At 68.0% G+C, this 17,399-nt stretch carries 12 protein-coding genes; 11 read left to right on the forward strand and 1 reads right to left on the reverse strand.

Translation table 11 applies throughout. The annotated features are described in order from the left end of the window. The coding region (locus tag KJ554_00025; GenBank protein MBU0740715.1) for a hypothetical protein at positions 1-1,882 on the forward strand (1,882 nt) is incomplete at its 5' end. A 12-nt stretch (positions 1,883-1,894) separates the two neighbouring features. Here the strand turns inward: KJ554_00025 and KJ554_00030 are convergent. Beyond that, a complete protein-coding gene (locus KJ554_00030) occupies positions 1,895-2,287 on the reverse strand; it encodes a hypothetical protein (GenBank protein ID MBU0740716.1) in 393 nt (130 codons plus the stop codon). A gap of 113 nt (positions 2,288-2,400) precedes the next feature. Between KJ554_00030 and KJ554_00035 the strand changes: the two genes are divergently transcribed. The 10 genes from KJ554_00035 to KJ554_00080 all read left to right on the forward strand — a co-directional run bounded on the left by KJ554_00035 (position 2,401) and on the right by KJ554_00080 (position 17,287). Beyond that, positions 2,401-3,606, forward strand: coding sequence for a hypothetical protein (locus tag KJ554_00035; GenBank protein ID MBU0740717.1), 1,206 nt, complete (start codon positions 2,401-2,403; stop codon positions 3,604-3,606). A gap of 130 nt (positions 3,607-3,736) precedes the next feature. Next, positions 3,737-4,966: a hypothetical protein gene (locus tag KJ554_00040; protein ID MBU0740718.1), complete on the forward strand. Its 1,230-nt coding sequence runs from the start codon at positions 3,737-3,739 to the stop codon at positions 4,964-4,966. 44 nt (positions 4,967-5,010) lie between these two features. Then, positions 5,011-6,294 (forward strand): efflux RND transporter periplasmic adaptor subunit, encoded by a 1,284-nt coding sequence (locus KJ554_00045; GenBank protein MBU0740719.1) that lies wholly within the window; start codon positions 5,011-5,013, stop codon positions 6,292-6,294. Continuing rightward, positions 6,294-9,392: an efflux RND transporter permease subunit gene (locus tag KJ554_00050; protein ID MBU0740720.1), complete on the forward strand. Its 3,099-nt coding sequence runs from the start codon at positions 6,294-6,296 to the stop codon at positions 9,390-9,392. The genes KJ554_00045 and KJ554_00050 overlap by 1 nt, the downstream gene beginning before the upstream one ends. After that, a complete protein-coding gene (locus KJ554_00055; GenBank protein ID MBU0740721.1) occupies positions 9,389-12,772 on the forward strand; it encodes an efflux RND transporter permease subunit in 3,384 nt (1,127 codons plus the stop codon). Before KJ554_00050 ends, KJ554_00055 begins: the two co-directional genes overlap by 4 nt. A 54-nt stretch (positions 12,773-12,826) precedes the next feature. Beyond that, positions 12,827-13,795 (forward strand): hypothetical protein, encoded by a 969-nt coding sequence (locus tag KJ554_00060; protein MBU0740722.1) that lies wholly within the window; start codon positions 12,827-12,829, stop codon positions 13,793-13,795. A 155-nt stretch (positions 13,796-13,950) separates the two neighbouring features. Continuing rightward, positions 13,951-14,535 (forward strand): hypothetical protein, encoded by a 585-nt coding sequence (locus KJ554_00065; GenBank protein ID MBU0740723.1) that lies wholly within the window; start codon positions 13,951-13,953, stop codon positions 14,533-14,535. A gap of 139 nt (positions 14,536-14,674) precedes the next feature. Continuing rightward, entirely contained in the window at positions 14,675-15,331 is a 657-nt protein-coding gene (locus tag KJ554_00070) for a hypothetical protein (protein ID MBU0740724.1), read from the forward strand. A 208-nt stretch (positions 15,332-15,539) separates the two neighbouring features. Further along, the gene (locus KJ554_00075; protein ID MBU0740725.1) at positions 15,540-16,742 is read left to right on the forward strand and encodes a hypothetical protein; all 1,203 of its coding nucleotides are present in this window, start codon (positions 15,540-15,542) and stop codon (positions 16,740-16,742) included. A 2-nt stretch (positions 16,743-16,744) separates the two neighbouring features. Beyond that, the gene (locus tag KJ554_00080) at positions 16,745-17,287 is read left to right on the forward strand and encodes a hypothetical protein (protein ID MBU0740726.1); all 543 of its coding nucleotides are present in this window, start codon (positions 16,745-16,747) and stop codon (positions 17,285-17,287) included. The last annotated feature ends 112 nt before the right edge of the window (positions 17,288-17,399 follow it).

The following is a 17,399-nucleotide window of genomic DNA, read 5'->3' on the forward strand; positions in this document are numbered from 1 at the left end:
GCCGGCCGCGGCCGGCGCGGCGCCGCCTCCCGGCGCCGGCGAGAAGCAGCGGCTGCGCGAGGCCTTCGAACGCAACATGCGCGAGGGCGATCTGGAGATGGCCCGCACCCTGATCGGGGAGATGCTGCGCTTCGAGCCCGCCAACCCCCTGCTGCACTACAACGCGGCCTGCGTGGCCGCGCGCGCGGGCGAGCCCGGCGAAGCCATGGCGTCGCTGCGACAGGCGGTCGCTTCCGGCTACGACGACGTGCGCACCCTGGAGGCGGATGCCGACCTCACGATCCTGCGCGGGACCGCGGCCTACGAGCAGATCATCGGGGATCTGGTGGCGGACCTGCTGGACGAGGCGCGCCGGGAGCGCGTCGCGCTGGTCGACGGGGCCTGGCGCGGGCTCGGCCGCCTCGAGGACCGGGCGAGCGGCGCCGGGATCTCGCTGGACATGATGTTCGACGACGACGGTTTCCACGTGCGGGCCACCGGGCCCGCCGGCGTCATGCGTCCGGCCGGTGCCGACGCCCGCGGCGGGGAGCTGCTGGTCACCCTCACAGCCCCCGACTCGGCCAGGAGCTTCGACACGCGCCGCGCCTGGCGCTTCGGTTTCGGTTCCAGCGCCGGCGAGCCCCGGGGCCGGCTGCTGGGACTGCCCGGGCAGCCCCTGCACCAGCGGGTCCTGGAACTGGCGCCCTCCTTCGCGGCCGGTCCCGCGCCCGATACGATCACCCTCGCCGCGGACATGCCCTGGGCATACCTGGCGCCGTACTCCGTGCCGGCGGACACGCTCTTCGGCGTGAACATCGGACACACCGGCCCCGGCCGGTTCACGCAGCTCGTCCGGGATCCCGCGATGGCCGACGCCGCGGCGCTCTGGCACCGTTTCCGGCCGGTGACGGTCGCGCTGGGCGGCTCGTCCGCGCCGCGTCTGGCCGCCCGCGTGCCCAACGCCCTGGTCGGCGCCACACCCGTGACGATCGAGCTGGCGGCGTGGTCGTCCCGGGGCGGCGAGGCGATCCTGACCATGGACGTGACCGACCGCGAGGGCAACTCCGTGGTCGGCTCGGGCGACACGGCAACCGGGGTCGTCCTGCAGCCGGGACTGAACACCTGGACGCGCCATGCCGACCTGTCGTCGTTGCCGGACGGCCCCTATCGCCTGAGCGCGCGGCTGGATCCGACCGGCGACCGGCAACTTTCCTGCCGGATCGACGTGCTGCGCTTCGACAGCCTCTGGCTTTCCCGGACCCGCGACCGCACCAAGCCCCTCTCCCACCTGGAGCGCCCGAGTCTCGACTGGCGTCTGGGGTTGATCGCCGACGGGCTGGCCGGGCGCGACCCGCGGACCTATCCGGCCCCCCTGTGGACCACCGTCGCCGAGGTGGAGACCCTGCTCGCGAGGCACGCGCAGGCCGGCACGATCCTGCCTGCGCGCGGACTCGTGACGATCGCCTGCCCCGTCGGGGATGGCCGCCTCTTCCCGCAGACGCTGGCCTTCCGCCCTGGCTGGGAAGATGAAGGGACCGGCCCGTTGCTGGTCGTCCTGGATGCTGGAGGATGGAATGCGCCGGATCTCATGCCGGCCCTCGCCGGCGACGCGGCGGCGCGGTCGGCCTTCTCGAAGCTCGGCGGCGTGGCGGCCCGCCCCGGTCTGCCGGCGGCCGTGGCCGGCACCTGGGACGCCGATACCTGGACGGCGGCGCGCGCGGCGCTGACCTGGCTCCGCGACCGTTTCCCCGACCGCCCCATGAAGCTGGCCGCCATCGACGGGTCGTCGTCAGCGGCGGACCTGCGGGGCGAATACGCCGCCACCGTGCGCGATGCGGTATCCTTCGCACCGGGCGGCGACACGAGCGGGGAATTGCTGGCGTGGCTGGCCGAGGCGCCCTAGCCCGGCGGGTCGTCAGAGGGAGCCGAAGAAATTGACGTCCCCGAAATCGTCGGCGTCCTCGCCGAAGGCGGTCATCTCCGTGCCGTCGAGGATGAAGGTGGCCTGCTCGCCGAAGACCCGGCTGAACTCGACCGTGCTCGGTTCGATGCCGCCATGGTCGAGCTGGATCTCCACGAAATTCTCGTTCACGCGGGACGTCAGCGATGCGTCGCAGACGGGGCAGTGGAAGGTCGCCTTCTCGCCCTTCACCAGGGGGAAATTGGGATCGACGATCAGGCGGTAGTCCCCGGGCCTGGCGCTGAGCAGGATCAGCCCCCGGTGCTTGCCATCGTCGACGACGAAGATGATCTTCACATTCGGGTTCAGGACTGCCTTACAATGGGGACAGATGTAGGCTTTCTTCATGGTGAACCCCCGCCGCGCCGCGCCGCGGCATCAAACTTGAGCTGGCATTCGCCCGTGATTCGAGTGAACATCAAAAAGGAGTTATACGCCTCACAAACACGGGAGTCAAGACCATGAACGCACTGCGCACCGCAATAGCCACTCTGACGATCTGCGCCGCCGCGGCGCCGGGCCTCGCCGGCGTCCCCCACGTGGAAAACGGCGCCGCGCCGCGCGACGGCATCGTCGATTACGCCCTCGAGGAACAGTGGCGCGCGGGAGGCGTCGACGACGACGAGAATCTCTTCGGCGTCATCGCACAGGTGCTTGCCGACGAGGACGGCAATCTCTACCTGCTGGACCAGCAGCTCTCGGAAGTCGCGGTCCTCTCTCCGAACGGCGAGCGGATCGCCACCCTGAGCCGGGAGGGAGACGGGCCCGGCGAGTCGCGGCGCCCCAACGACATGTTCTTCCTGCCCGACGGCGGCATCGGCCTGGTCCAGGTCTTTCCGGGCAAGATCGTCCTGATCGACCGGGCGGGGGATCCCGCCGGCACCTTCCCCTTCAAGTCCGGCGACCCCACCTCGGGGGCCGGCTTTTCGGTGCTCGTCCGGGGCAAGTGCCGCGGCGGGAACATCGTCCTGGTCGGCATCGACCAGTCCTTCGCCGCGGGACTGCTGGAGCAGACGTACTTCCTGCGCGGCTTCTCCGCCGAGGGCGAGGTGACGGCCAGCTACGTCACGAAATCCGCCCAGCAGAACTTCGCCGACATGGTGCTCGACGAGGTGGGGGTCGATTTCGTCTGGACGCGCTGGGACGTGGCCGGCGACGGCAGCCTCGTGGTGGCGCCGCACCGCAACCGCTACCTGCTGGAGATCCGCGACGCCGCCGGCGAGCTGCAGCGCACCTTCTCCCGCCCCTACGCGCCCCTGCCGCGCGAAGAGGCGGACACGCGCCGGGCGATCTCGGTGCTCGAGGCGCAGGGCCGCAACTACCCGGTGATGCCGCGCATCACCGTGTCGGACCTGGAGCCCGACATCAGCGCGGTGCAGGTCCTGGACGACGGCACGATCTGGGTCACCACCAACCGGGGCGTGCGCGGACAGCCCGCGGGCGTGATGCTGACCTACGACGTCTTCGACCCCGACGGCGTCTTCGCGCACCAGGTCCGCATGCACGCGGACGGCGACGGCATGAACGATCTGCTCTTCTTCGTGGACGGGGAGCGCGCCGTGCTCATCCGGAACTTCCTTAACGCCTACCTGTCGTCGGTGGGCGTGGAGAGCGAAGGCGAGAACGCAGAGCCCATGGAGATCGTGGGCTGCCGGATCGTCCGTTGACGAGCGCGCCGGCCAGCGCAGGGAACCGGGCTCCCGAGCGTTTTTTTACGGGAGTCGGCGGCGCCGCGGGCGCCGGCCGGCGCCGCCTGCGTGGCCCTCGACGCCGTACCGAAACCGGGAGACGACCCCCATGCCGCGATTCCAGAACTCCAGGGCCTTGCGTACCGCCGGTCTCGCCCCGCTCCTGTCGTCCCTCGCGGCGGCCTGCTTCGCCTCCGATGCGCCGCCGCGCGTTGCCAATCCCGACCGGCCCGTCAACGGCGTCGCGACCTGCTCGCTGGATGAACTGTGGCGCCGCGGCGGCGAGCAGGACGAGCTCTTCTTCGGCCTCGTCGTGCAGGCCTGTGCAGCTCCCACCGGCGAGATCTTCCTGCTGGACGCCCAGCTCAACGAGGTGCTGGTCCTCTCCCCCGCGGGCGATCTGCTGCGCACGATCGGACGCGAGGGTGAAGGACCCGGCGAATTCCGGGGAGCCGGCGACCTGCTGCTGATGCCCGAAGGTACCGTTGGCATCGTGCAGCGCATGCCGGGCGCGATCGTCCTGATGGCGCCGGACGGCGTACCGGCGGGAACCGTCCTGCCGGGCGATCCCACCACCGGCGGCCGCGACTTCCTCAGCGGCGCCCGGGCCGCCGCCGAAGGCCTGGTGCTGTCCGGCGCCCACATGACGCGCACCGACAAGGGCCGCTCGCGCCGCAGTTTCATCAGCTTGTACGGACTCGACGGCATAGAACGCACGGAATACATCGGCCAGGACGAGGTTTTCGACTACTCCGCGCGCGGTTTCAAGGAGGCCGACCAGTACTTTCCCGGCGAGGGCCACTGGGACGTCGCGCCCGACGGACGGGTCTTCGTCGCCACCGCACGCGATGAATACGCCATAACCGTCTTCACCCCGGACGGCGCGCCCGTCGCCATGTTCAGCCGCGAGTACGAATCCTGGCCGCGGACCCGGGAGATCCTCGACCGGCTCGATGCCGGCTGGAGATCCGGCCGCCGCTTCGCCCGCTTCGGCGTGGAGCAGGAATTCGCCGCGTACGAACCAGACATCCTGCGCCTGGAGATCCGCGACGGCGAGCTGTGGGTGCTCCCCAGCCGGGGGATCCGCGACCAGTTGCCGGGCGTGCTGCAGACCTGGGACGTCTTCACGGCGGAGGGTGTTTTCGACCGCCAGGTATCACTGCAGGCGCCGGGGGACGGCACCCGCGACCGCGTGATCCTGCTGGACGCCGCCCGCGCCCTCGTGGTAAGCGGTTTCCAGGACGCGCGCGACGCCTTCACCGGCGCCGGGGGCGACGACACCGAGGACGATCTCGAATTTGCAACACCGATAGAAGTTATAGCGTATGCAATCCGTTGACATGCTCTCAACGGCCAACCCAATCTCGAACGGAGACGCTTGCGATGAAGCGATTTGCCATGCTCACCGCCCTCGCGCTGGCCACAGCGTTGTTCTTTTCCGGCTGCGGCGGCAACGGAGGCGGAGACGAGTCCGCCGCTGACAGTACCGCGGCCGATACGAGCGCCGCCGACACGACCGAAACCGAGACCAAGCAGGAGAAGGCCATCAAGGTCGATGTGGGACTGGTCCGCAACGGAGAGCTGGTGCAGCCCGTCTATGCCGACGGCGTGCTGCGCACCATCCAACAGGTGGAGGTGCGCAGCAAGCTGGGCGGAGAGCTGATGTCGATCCACGTGCGCGACGGCGACCGCGTCCGCGCCGGCCAGATGCTGGCCAGCCTCGATGCCCGCGAATACCGCCTCGCGCTGGAGGAGAGCCGCTACCGGCACATCCAGGCCCTGAGCGAGATCGCCGCCGAGGGTGAGGAGCAGGTCGCCGACCGGGCGGCGCTGGCCGCCTTCGTGGAGCAGCGCGATGCCCTGCTGGCCCTGCGGGCGAGGCGGGAGATCGGCGAGGAGGAGTTCCAGGCGCTTCTGCTGGACCTGGAGGTGAACTCGCTGAAACAGGGGGCCTTCCGCCAGGACACCTTCGCCCAGCGCACCGGACTGGCCGACGCCCGCATCGCCGAGGAGCGCGCGCGACTCAACCTCGAGTACACGGACATCCGCGCGCCCTTCGCCGGCGTGGTCAGCGGGTTCGCCGTGGTCAAGGGGGAGAACATCAGCGTGGGCCAGGCGCTCTGCAACATCACCGACGACAGCGAGCTCGAGGCGGTGGTCAACGTGCTCGAGGCCGACCTCGGCGACCTGACCGAGGGACGCGCCGCGCTGGTGGGGGTGCCCGCGGTGGACGACACGATTCGCGCGACCGTCGATGTCATCAGCCCCACGCTGGACGAGACCAGCCGCACATGCCAGGTGATCATCCGCTTCCCCAACACCGAACGCAAGTACCGCCCAGGCATGTTCGCACGCGCCGAGATGGCCGCGCGCATCCACACCGACCGCCTGCTGGTGCCGCGCGAGGCCGTGCTCACGCGCGACGACCGCACGCTCGTCTTCAAGGTGACGCCAGAGCCCCGCGCCCAGTGGCTCTACGTGGACACGGGTCTCGAGAACAGCGAGTGGGTCGAGATCCTCAAGGTGCACAGCGGCGGTACGCTGGCCGCGGGCGACAAGGTGGTGGTCAGCGACCACCTCACGCTGGCCCACGAGGCGAAGCTCGATGTCCGCAGGACGGTGCCGGTCAGCGACCGCTGGGCCTTCGCCACGGAGGAGATGGACTGATGATACATGGCGCGATTCGTCGTCCGGTCGCCGTCCTGATGCTCTTCGCGGGGCTCGTCGTGATAGGCATCCAGTCCTACGACCGCCTGCCGGTCGATCTGCTGCCCAGCATCAACACGCCAAACCTGACGGTGATCACCAATTATACCGAGGTCCCCGCCGACGACCTCACGCGCCTGGTGACCCAGCCCCTGGAGGAGCGCATCACCGGCCTGGCCGGCGTGCGGCAGGTGGTGTCGCGCACCCGCGAGGGCGTCTCGACGATCACCGTGCAGTACGAGTGGGGCACGGAGATGGAATTCGCCAACCTCCACCTGCGCGAGGCCGTCGACCAGGTCTCCAATCGCGACGACTTCCCCGACAACGCCGAACGCCCGCTGATCCTGCGCTGGGACCCCGGCGCGCGCCCGATCGCCATCCTGGTGATCGAGGGCGACGACGACATGGCCGAAATGACCGAGTTCTGCAACGAGGTCGCCAAGCCGGCCCTGGAACAGATCGACGGCGTGAGCCAGGCCGAGGTGATCGGCGGCCGCGACCGCGAGATCCTGGTGCGCCCCGACTTCGGCAAGCTGCGCCTCTACGGCCTGACCATGCAGAACATCCAGTCCGCCCTCTCGCTGTCGAACGTGAGCTTTCCCGGGGGACGCGTGCGCAAGGGCCCGCTGCAGCTGCCCCTGCGCATCCTGGGCGAGTTCGAGACCCTCGACGACATACGTCGCACCGAGATCCCGACGCAGCGTTCCGGCATCATCACCATCGCCGACGTGGCGGAAGTAGTGGACACGGTCAAGGAGCCCGAGGGGGCCACGCTGCTGGGCAAGGACGAGGTCGTCTCGATGCTGCTGTACAAGGAGGTCGGCGCCAACACCATCGACGTCACCGAGGAGGTGGACCACATCCTCGGCATCGTCAAGGGCCAGTACGCCGGCTTCGACTACCGCTTCGTCTACCGCGACGCCGACTACGTGCGGGAGAGCTTCCGCGGTTTGACCCAGTCGCTGCTCTGGGGCGCCGGGCTGGCCTTCCTGGTGCTGTTCTTCTTCCTGCGCGACTGGCGCAGCCCCTTCGTGGTGAGCCTGTCGATCCCCATCAGCATCGCCTCGACCTTCGCCTTCATGCACCTCTTCGACGTGAACATCAACCTGATGTCCCTGGGCGGGCTGTCGCTGGCGGCCGGCATGCTGGTGGACAACGCCATCGTGGTGCTGGAGAACATCAAGCGTCACCTGGCCGAGTGCGCCGACGGCCGGGGCATCGCCGCCGTCTGCGCCGAGGCCACCAAGGAAGTCGCTTCGCCGGTGATCGCCGCGACACTCACCACGGTCGCCGTCTTCTTCCCGGTGATCTACGTGCCGGGCATCGCGGGCGAGTTCTTCCGCGACCAGGCCCTGACCGTGACCATCTCCCTGCTGCTTTCGGTGGCCACGGCCCTGCTGCTGCAACCCACGCTGTCGGCCCGCTTCCTGCGCGCGGGCGGCGAGCGGCCGCGGGGGCTGTTCAAGCTGTCGGACGCCATGTTCCGGCGCCTGCACGACGTCTACCACGCCGGCCTGCTGCGGGTGTTGGCGCACAAGGGGGCCTTCCTGGGCGTCCTCTTCCTGGCGATGGCCGGCTCGGTGTTCGTGGCGCTGGACCTGCCGCGCTCGTTCCTGCCCGAACGCACCAGCGGCGACTTCACGCTGGCCCTGGAGCTTCCCAACGGGACGCCCCTGGAATCGACCCAGGCCACGGCCGCCGACCTGTCGGCGCTCCTGGTGGGCATGCCCGAGGTGCGCACCGTCTTCTCCCAGGTGGGCCAGACCGAGCGCACACTGGCCGCGCTGAAGGAATACACCGCCGCCAACACGGTGCGCATCAGGGTGCTGCTGCACCCCGCCCGCAACGGCGCGGAGCGCATGGCGCGCGTGAAGGACCGGCTGCGCGGGACGCTCGAGCGGATGGAGGGTGTCGTGAACGCCTTCCACGACGAGGGCATCGGCCTGCAGGAGATCCTCGCCAGCGGCGAGGCCCCCTTCAACCTGGGCGTGGTGGCCGAACGGCCGGAGGACGCCCTGTCCGTCGCCGACGCCCTGATGACCGAGCTGCAACCCGTCGCCGGACTCACGGATCTGGAGATGGACCGGGTCCTGGGCAATCCCACCGTGGAGATCAACATCGACCGCGAGGCGGCGCTGCGCCACGGCATCAACCCCGACCTGCTCGCCCGCGAGCTGCAGGCGCGCATCCAGGGCGTCGTGGCCACCACCTTCAACGAGGTCGAACAGCGCATCGACATCGCGGTGCGCCTGCCACTGGACGAGAGACGGAACCTGGACGGCGTGCTGGCGTCGCCCGTGGACGTCGGCGGGGGCAAGACCGCGCCGCTGAGCAGCTTCGTGACCCTGGCCGAGGGCCGTCCCGTGCGTGAAGTCGTGCGGCTCAACCAGCGCCGGCAGATCACCATCAGCGGCGACATCGCCGGACGCAAGCTGAGCAAGGTCTGGTCCGACGTGAACGCCGTGCTGGACGACCTGCAGACGCCGGAGGGCGTGGGTTTCGTGGCCGGCGGCGAGCAGGAGGAAATCAACAGTTCCTTCCGCGACCTGGGCTGGGCGCTGCTCCTGTCGGCCCTGCTGGTCTACATGATCCTGGCCGCCCAGTTCGAGTCGTTCCTCGACCCGCTGATCATCACGGCGGTGCTGCCCGTCGGCGTGCTGGGCGCGGCCCTGACCCTCGCGATCAGCGGCCACACCTTCAACATCATCTCCCTGATCGGTCTGGTGGCGCTGCTCGGCATCTCCGTCAACGACGCCATCGTCAAGGTGTCCACCATCCGCCGGCTGCGCGGCGAGGGGCTGCCCGGCCGGGCGGCCATCATCGAGGCCAGCCGGCTGCGCTTCAGGCCCATCATCATGACCACCCTGACGACGGTGCTGGCCATGGTACCCATGGCCATCGGCATCGGCACCGGCGAGCAGATCCAGCGACCCCTGGCGGTGACGATCCTCGGCGGTCTGAGCCTCGCCACGCTGCTGACGCTCTTCTTGACGCCGGTGATCTACGAGATCTTCCACAAGCGGCTCGACAAGGACTTCACCGGGGGGCAAGCGGCGTGATCAAGGCCTTCATCGACCACCCGGTGGCCACCTGGATGCTCTTCACCGCCCTGGTGATCACGGGCATCTACGCCCTGCCCCGCCTGGAGATCGAGGCCATGCCCGAGACCGAGCTGCCCTCGCTCTCGGTCACCACCTCGTGGACCGGCGCCTCGCCGGCCGCGATGCTCCGCTCGATCACGATCCCCGTCGAGGAGGCCGCGCGCAAGGTCTACGGCGTGGAGAACATCGAGTCCAGTTCCCGGCCCGGCTGGTGCCAGGTCACCGTCGAGTTCCGCCGCGACGTCGACCTGGAGTTCGCCCAGCTCGACCTCGCAGAGCAGCTGGGCTCGGTGCGCCGCGACCTGCCCGCCACTGCCGGCCAGCCCCGCGTGGTGCCCCACGTGCCGGAGGAGTTCCGCACCGAGGACTTCATGACCATCAGCCTGATCTCGCCGCTCTCGGCGAACGATCTGCGCGACAAGGCCGAGACCTGGCTGTCGGCCCGCCTGCTGGCGATTCCCGGCGTGGCGGACGTAGAGTTGCAGGGCGGCGCCCTGCCCCTGCTGAAGATCCTGCTGGACCACGAGGCCATGGAGCGCTACGGCATCCACGCCGACGAGGTGTACGAGCAGATCGACGCCCTGGACGAGATCGTGCCGGCCGGCGCCGTCCGCCGGCTCGGCCGCGAGCTGGCGGTCAGCGTGCAGGATTCGGTGACCGTGCGGAAGATCATGAACACCATCGTGGCCAACGTGGGCGGCCAGCCGATCACCCTGGACCGCATCGCCGACCTGGCCCGCAGCTTCGACGACCCCACCTACTTCGTGCGCATCAACGGCGACAACGTGATCCAGGCCTCGATCGCCAAGCGCAGCGGCACAAACGCCATCTCCGTCAGCCGGCGCGTCCGCGCGGCCTTGCCGGAGGTCAAGGAATCGCTGCCGTTCCCCGTGGAGTTCGAGATCGACACGGACAACGGCAAGGATCTGCAGGACAAGGTGGAGGAGCTGGTCTGGCGCTCGCTGATCATCCTCGTGCTGCTGTTCCTGTTGCTGGCGGCGGCGCTGCGTCGCGTGCGCTTCACGGCCATCGTTGTGAGCTCGATCCTGCTGGCCATCGTGATCTGCCTGTCCATGTTCTATTTCTTCGGCGTCTCGGTGAACTTCATCACCATCAGCGGCCTGACCGTGAGCTTCGGCATGCTGCTGGACAACAGCATCCTGGTGCTGGACGCCATCCACCGCCGCGTCACCCGCCGCCGCCATCGCGACCCCAGACGAGCCCTGATCAGCGGCACCAGGGAGGTGGCCTTCCCCATCACGGCCACCACGCTGACGACCGTGATCGCCTTCATGTCGTTCATCTACCTGAGCGACCGGCTGGCCATCTACTACGCGCCGCTGGCCATCGCGGTGGGCATCGCCATGCTGGCGTCGGTCTTCGTGGCCTTCGGCTGGATCCCGGTCGCCCTGCGCAAATTGACCGAGGAGGAGATGGCGCGGGAGAACGGCGACATCACCGAGCAGACCGGCTGGGCGCTGCTCTGGCGCTGGGCGCTCGTCTCGGTAGTGCTCGGCGCCCTCGCTTTCGCGGCCTTCGCCCTGGTCAAGGACTGGAACGCCGCCCGCGACATCTGGCCCTGGTTCGCGGGCGCGCTGGGCCTGATGATCCTGGTCGGTCTGTTCGCCAGCTACGTGGAACGCCTCACCGCCCTGCACCTGCGCTTCTGGTGGTATCCGGTGCTGCTGCTGGCCGGCGTCATCTGGGGCGGCATCCACCTCTACCGCAACGAGGTGAACATGGGCGGGTTCTGGCGCCAGCAGGACAAGGAGACCCTGGTGGTCTACCTCGAACGTCCTGTCGGCACGGACGTGATCCTCGCCAGCGAGACCATGAAGAACTTCGAGCGCGAGATCGACCCCATCCCCGCGGGCGTCACCATGAAGACGACCTCCTGGGACAACCGCGCCTTCATGCGGATCGAGTTCGAGGACGAGATGCTGCGCACAGAGTACCCCGAACTGTTCCGCAACCGACTGATCATGCTCGCCGAGGAGATGGGCGGCATGTTCATCTGGATCAACGGCTTCGGCGACCCCTACATGAAGGGCGGCCGGGGCGGCGGCATGAGCAACTCGTTGATCCGCATCACGGGCTACAACAGCAAGGAGCTGGACGGGATCTGCGAGGGCACCATGGACCGCCTCTCGCACAACCGCCGCGTGCGCAACGTGCGTCTGACCGGCGGCGACAGGTTCGACAGGTCCGATACGGACGAGACGCTCATCCTCATCGACCGCCAGGCCCTGGCCAACCGGCACCTGACCGTGATGGAGGTGGTCGGCTACCTGCGGCGGCTGCTGGGCATCGAGTTCCCCTGGCACATGCTGGTCGAGGGCGAGGACCAGCGCCTGCAGCTGTCCTTCGCCAACGCCGACAACATCCAGTACGACCAGATCGTCAACAAGACCATGACCACGCGCGGCGGCCAGCGCGTGCGCTTGTCCGACCTGGTGGAGCTGGTGCAGCGCCCGGTGATCACTTCGATCAACCGCCGCGACCAGCAGTACTCCATGCAGATCAACTGGGAGTACATCGGCACCGACAAGATGCGCCAGCGGTACATCAGCGACATCCTCGACGGCATCGAGCTGCCCTACGGCTACACGGTCGAGGACGTCTCCGGCGAGCAGCTCAGCGAGGAGGAGGAGGAAGAGCTCAACAACATGCTGTGGCTCACGGCCGTCTTCATCTTCATGACCCTAGCCGCCCTTTTCGAGAGCGTGACGCTGCCGCTGCTGGTGCTGCTCTCGCTGCCCATGGCCCTGAGCGGCGTGATGGCCATCTTCTGGCAGACCGGCTCGCAGTTCGACTCTTCGGCGCGGATCGGCCTGGTGCTGCTGTTCGGCATCGTGGTCAACAACGCGATCCTCCTGGTCAACCGCTTCAGGCTGCAGGTGCGCGAGATGCTCGATGACGACCACCGCTGGAGCCACCTCGTGCCGGATATCCCGCGCCTGGGCGGCGTCAACCTGTGGCGTCTGCCGGCCGCCGAACGGCGCGAGCTGCTGCGGCGCGCCATCTGCGAGGGCACGCGCATCCAGCTGCGCTCGATCCTGCTGACCAGCGGCACGACCATCGCCGGGCTGCTGCCCCTGCTGATCCGCCTGACCGACGCCGAGGGGAAGGACATCTGGGAAAACCTGGCCCTGTCCAGCATCGGCGGCCTGGCCTCGAGCACGATCCTGATCGTGAGCTGCATGCCCGTTCTGTACTGGGTGTTCACGCACCTGGGCTGGTGGATCGCCATCGGCTGGGCGCGGCTGCGCGGCCGGATGCCGGTGCACCAGCCCGTCGGGCCGCCATCCCCCCTTGATCCGGACGGCGCGCCGGTATAGGCTACGCGTCCCCCACCGGAGACCACCGGATCGATCCGCAAGGAGATGGTGACCATGGCCAAGCACATCGACATCCTGCTGCTCTGCGCCCTGCCCGCCTCGGGCAAGTCCGAAGCGCGCCGCTACCTGTCGAGTTTGTCGCCCGAGCAGTGCCACGAGCAGTTCGGTATCGGCCACACTGTGCAGCTCGACGACTACCCCTACGTGCACATGATGCGCCGCGCCAGCGAGGAGCTGCGCGCCCTCGGTCACGACCCGGTGTTCTTCGACTCCGGCAGCCTGCCCATGAAGGACCCCCTGGACTGGGGCACCTTGATGAAGCTGCTCAACGAGGACTACCGCGACCTCGTGTCGCGCAACCGCCCCGCCCCCGCCTGCGCCGTCACCTGGCTGATGGAGCGCTACGACGCCTGCCGCGAGAAGGCCGGCGCCGGGGCTTTCTGGCGCGAACTCGACGGCGCCGCGCGCGCGAAGCTGATCGAGAGCCTCGAGCCCGAGGCGAGGAAGCTCCTGGACGACAAGGTGGCCGAAGTGCCGGATTCGCTGGACGGCAAGACCGTGGTGGTGGAATTCGCCCGCGGCGGCCGCGACGGGTCGAAGATGCCCCTGCCCGACCCCTGGGGCTACCAGTACTCGCTGCGCATGCTCTGTCCCGAGATGCTGGCCAGGTCGTGCATCCTGTACATCTGGGTCACGCCCGAGGAGTCGCGCCGCAAGAACGACGCGCGCGCCGATCCCGACGATCCCGGCTCGATCCTGCACCACGGCGTGCCCATCGAGGTCATGATGAACGACTACGGCTGCGACGACATGGCGCACCTGCTGGAGACGTCGGAGGTGCCCGACACGATCACCGTCAAGGCCCGCGGCGAGACCTACCACCTGCCGCTCGGACGCTTCGACAACCGGGTCGACCGCACCACCTTCATCCGCGAGGACGAGTCCAGGTGGTCGGCCGAGGACGTGGCCAGGCTGCAGGCCGGCATGCGGGAAGCCTTCGAGCAGATCTTCTCGCAGCTGTAGGCATCGGGCGTATCCGCGAGGAAGAGGGCTGGCGCACGCCGGCCCTCTTCCCTACGTTCATCCTACAGACAAGCCAATAGCACCCGGGCAGGCCCCTCACGCCAGGTTCCTGTCCGGGCGTTTTTTTATACCCCACGCAAACGGGGAGGCCCGTCATGAGAAAACGCCACGCCACCCGCATCCTCATCGTCACCCTGGCCGCGGCCGCGGGCTTCGCGCTGCTGCACGGCTGCGCGCTCGACAGACCGTTCGCGCCGGACGACGTCGCCGCGTCGGCCACGCCCGCCAGCGTGCTGGACGCGCTGCGCAACGCCTACGAGAGCATGTCCCTCGACGCCTACGCGAACCTTCTGCACCGCGACTTCCACTTCGTCTTCGCCGACCCGGGCAAGGCCCCCTTCGACCGCGGGGCCGACCTGGCCTCGACCGGCCGCATGTTCTCGGGCGTCGCGCAGAAGAACAGCGCCGGCCAGGACGCGCCCGCCGTCGCGGGCGTCGCCTTCGCCCGGCTGGAGATCCTCGGGGGCTGGGAGCGCGTCACCGGCGACGAGGTCACCTGGTCGGGCGAGGCGGACGTCATGCGCGCCCTGATCCAGTACCGCTTCGCGCTGCGCCTGGAGCGGGGCGGCCGGATCTGCGCTTCCGGCCGCCAGGTCGTCTACGCCGTGGCCGTGGAGACCGAGGACTGGGACGGCTCGCTGTACTGGCGGTGGCAGCTCCTGGGACAGCGCGACCTCTAGCAGGCTCCTGCTGGCGCTGGCCCGCGGGCGCCCGGCGAACGGACCGTCAGCCGGGCGCCCTGTTGCTTTCCGGGAGTTCCTGGTGCATACTCATGGCATATCCGATATCAGACCTCGCCCATGATCCGGAGGTCCCGCCATGACGCGTCGCCGTCCGACCGTGTCCTTCTTCGTGTTCGCCGCGACCCTGGGGCTGGCGCTGGCCGGGTGCTCCAGCGACGAGATCACCGATCCTGGTTCTAGCGGCCCGATCCCGCCCGCGACGCCGGACGGACTCATGCGGGACTTCGAGCTGGCCTACACGCGTATGGACCTCGCAGGATACACCGCCCTGCTGCACGACGGCTTCGACTTCAAGTTCCTCGATTCCCGGCGCGACGCCGTGCAGTGGAGCCGCGACCTGGAGATCTCCTCCTCGGGAAACATGTTCGACGGGAATCCGGGCGAATTGTTCGACGGCCTCATCTCGTGTTCCGGCGTCGACAGCATCAGCATCGGCGAGCTGATCCGCGTGACGCCCTGGGAGCAGACGGGTCCCGACGACCCCGATTACCCCGGCACCGAACAGGCGCTGTACCAGGTCAGCATCGTCTTCCACGTGGACGGCGGGGAGAACATCTTCACCATCGGCACCGGACAGGTCTTCTACGTCAAGGCCGAGCAGGTCGCGCGGCACGACGGCGCGTCGGTCACCGGATATTTCCTCCACGGCCAGCGGGACATGCGCCCCGCGAAGGGCATCGTCGACCTGTACTGGGGGGACATCAAGATGATGTTCCTGCCCGGGCGGGAATGAGCGCGAATCGATCCGAGACGGGCGTGCCGGCACGAATCCCCCCACGCCCCGGACGGAGATGACATGACGACCATTCAGGTATCCCCTATTCGCTCAACACGATGCTGCAAATCCAAGGAAGGGGAATCCGGTACTTTCAAGGGGCGCCCTAGAATCGCTCTACGTAGAGCGATCCAACCTTCGGCGGCACAATGACAGGAGCACGACAGTGACGAATATTCGAAATGATGCCTTGCCCGCATTGCTCTGCACGATCCTGGCCGCCCTCTGGCTGTCCGGCTGCTCCGGCGACGACCCCGTCGATCCCGGCCCGGACGACGACCCCTACCCGTGGCCCGTCACCGCCGACGCGCTGATGGCGAACTTCGAGCGCGCCTACGAGGAGCTCAGCGGCGCCGAGTACGGCAGGCTGCTGCACGCCGACTTCCAGTTCATGTTTTTCGGCACCAAGGACCGGGTCTCCACCTGGAACAGGGACGAGGATCTGGCCGGCACCAGCTACATGTTCAGCGGCAATCCGGCGGCCGACGAGCACTGGGGCTATCGTCCCGGGGTGGAAGGCATCACCGTCAACACCCTGGTCCGCCAGACGGAATGGACGGAAACCGCCAACGACGACCCCGACTTCCCCAACTCGTCGCGGGCCGAGTACAGGGTCGGGTTCGTGTTCATGCTGGAAGGCGGCACGAACACCTTCACGATCGACTGCGACCAGATCTTCTACGCCAAGGAGGTCGTGGACGGCTGGCAGCTCGTCGGACAGCAGGATGTCGGTTCCTCCGCCAGGGCCAACGAGGACATGACGTGGAGCACGTTGAAGTGGCTCTACCGGGACCCGGATTTCTACCAGTGGTCCGAGACACCGGACGAACTGATGGGGACCTTCGCGCAGGCCTACGGCGAGATGAGCATCAATCCCTACGAAGACATCCTGCACGAGGACTTCAAGTTCATCTTCATCGACGACGTCGCGATCTGGGACAAGGCCGACGACCTGGCCTCGACCGCCAACATGTTCGCCGGCAATCCGGGCCAGAACCCGGACGGGAGCTTCCGGGAAGGAGTCCAGAGCATATCGCTCAACACCCTGATCCGACAGACCCCCTGGGAGGGGATACACGCCAACGATCCCGATTTCCCCGACTCCGAACGCGCGCTCTACCAGGTGAACATCAGGTTCACCCTGGAAGGCGGTCTGAACACGATCACCGTCGCGTCCGACCAGGAATTTTACGTCAAGGCCGAGCAGATCGACCAGGGCGACGGCACGACCCGCACCCGCTACTTCCTCGCCGGCCAGCGCGACCTCGGATATCGCGGCAAGGCCAACGAGGATGTGACATGGGGCCAGGTCAAATCGCTGTATTCTCCGTCGGATATGACCAGGGCACGACTGCAGGAGGACCGATAGCGGTGCATCGGAAACGACTCGCACGGCTCGCGATCGCCTGGATGATCCTGGCAGCCCTCTGGCTGCCCGGCTGCTCCGGCGACGACCCGGCCGACCCCGGCAACGAGCCGGCGCCGGAGCTGCCGGCCTCGGCGGACGAGCTGGTGTCCGCCTTCAGGCAGGCCTACCAGGACATGGACCACGACGCCTACGACTTCCTGCTCCACGAGGATTTCATCTTCGATCCCGTGGACGAGGGCGGATACTGGGGATTTCCGGAGAACTGGGACGAGGCGACGGAACTGGCCATCGCCGCCAACATGTTCAGCGGCGCGCCGGGCCAGAATCCCGACGGTTCCTACCGCGATGGCATCGAGAGCATCTCCATCATCACACTCCTGCGGCAGACGGAATGGGTGCCGGTCCTCGCAGAGGAGACTCTCTACGCCGATGCTCTCTACGCCCTCTTCGATGCCGCTCTCGTCTTCTCCCTGGAAGGCGGAGAAAACACCATGAGCGTCTTTTTCGAACAGGTCTTTTGGCTCTTCCGGTTCATGCGTAGTTGAAGGTTGAAAAAATGTGGACATGCAAGTCTCCTGCGAAGTTACGAGGCTTCAGCAAGGAGGCTAACCAAGCATGTCCACGTCCCTGTTGTACCACGGATGGGGTCTTCGCGAC

The organism is bacterium (assembly GCA_018814885.1).
GTDB lineage: Bacteria > Krumholzibacteriota > Krumholzibacteriia > LZORAL124-64-63 > LZORAL124-64-63 > JAHIYU01.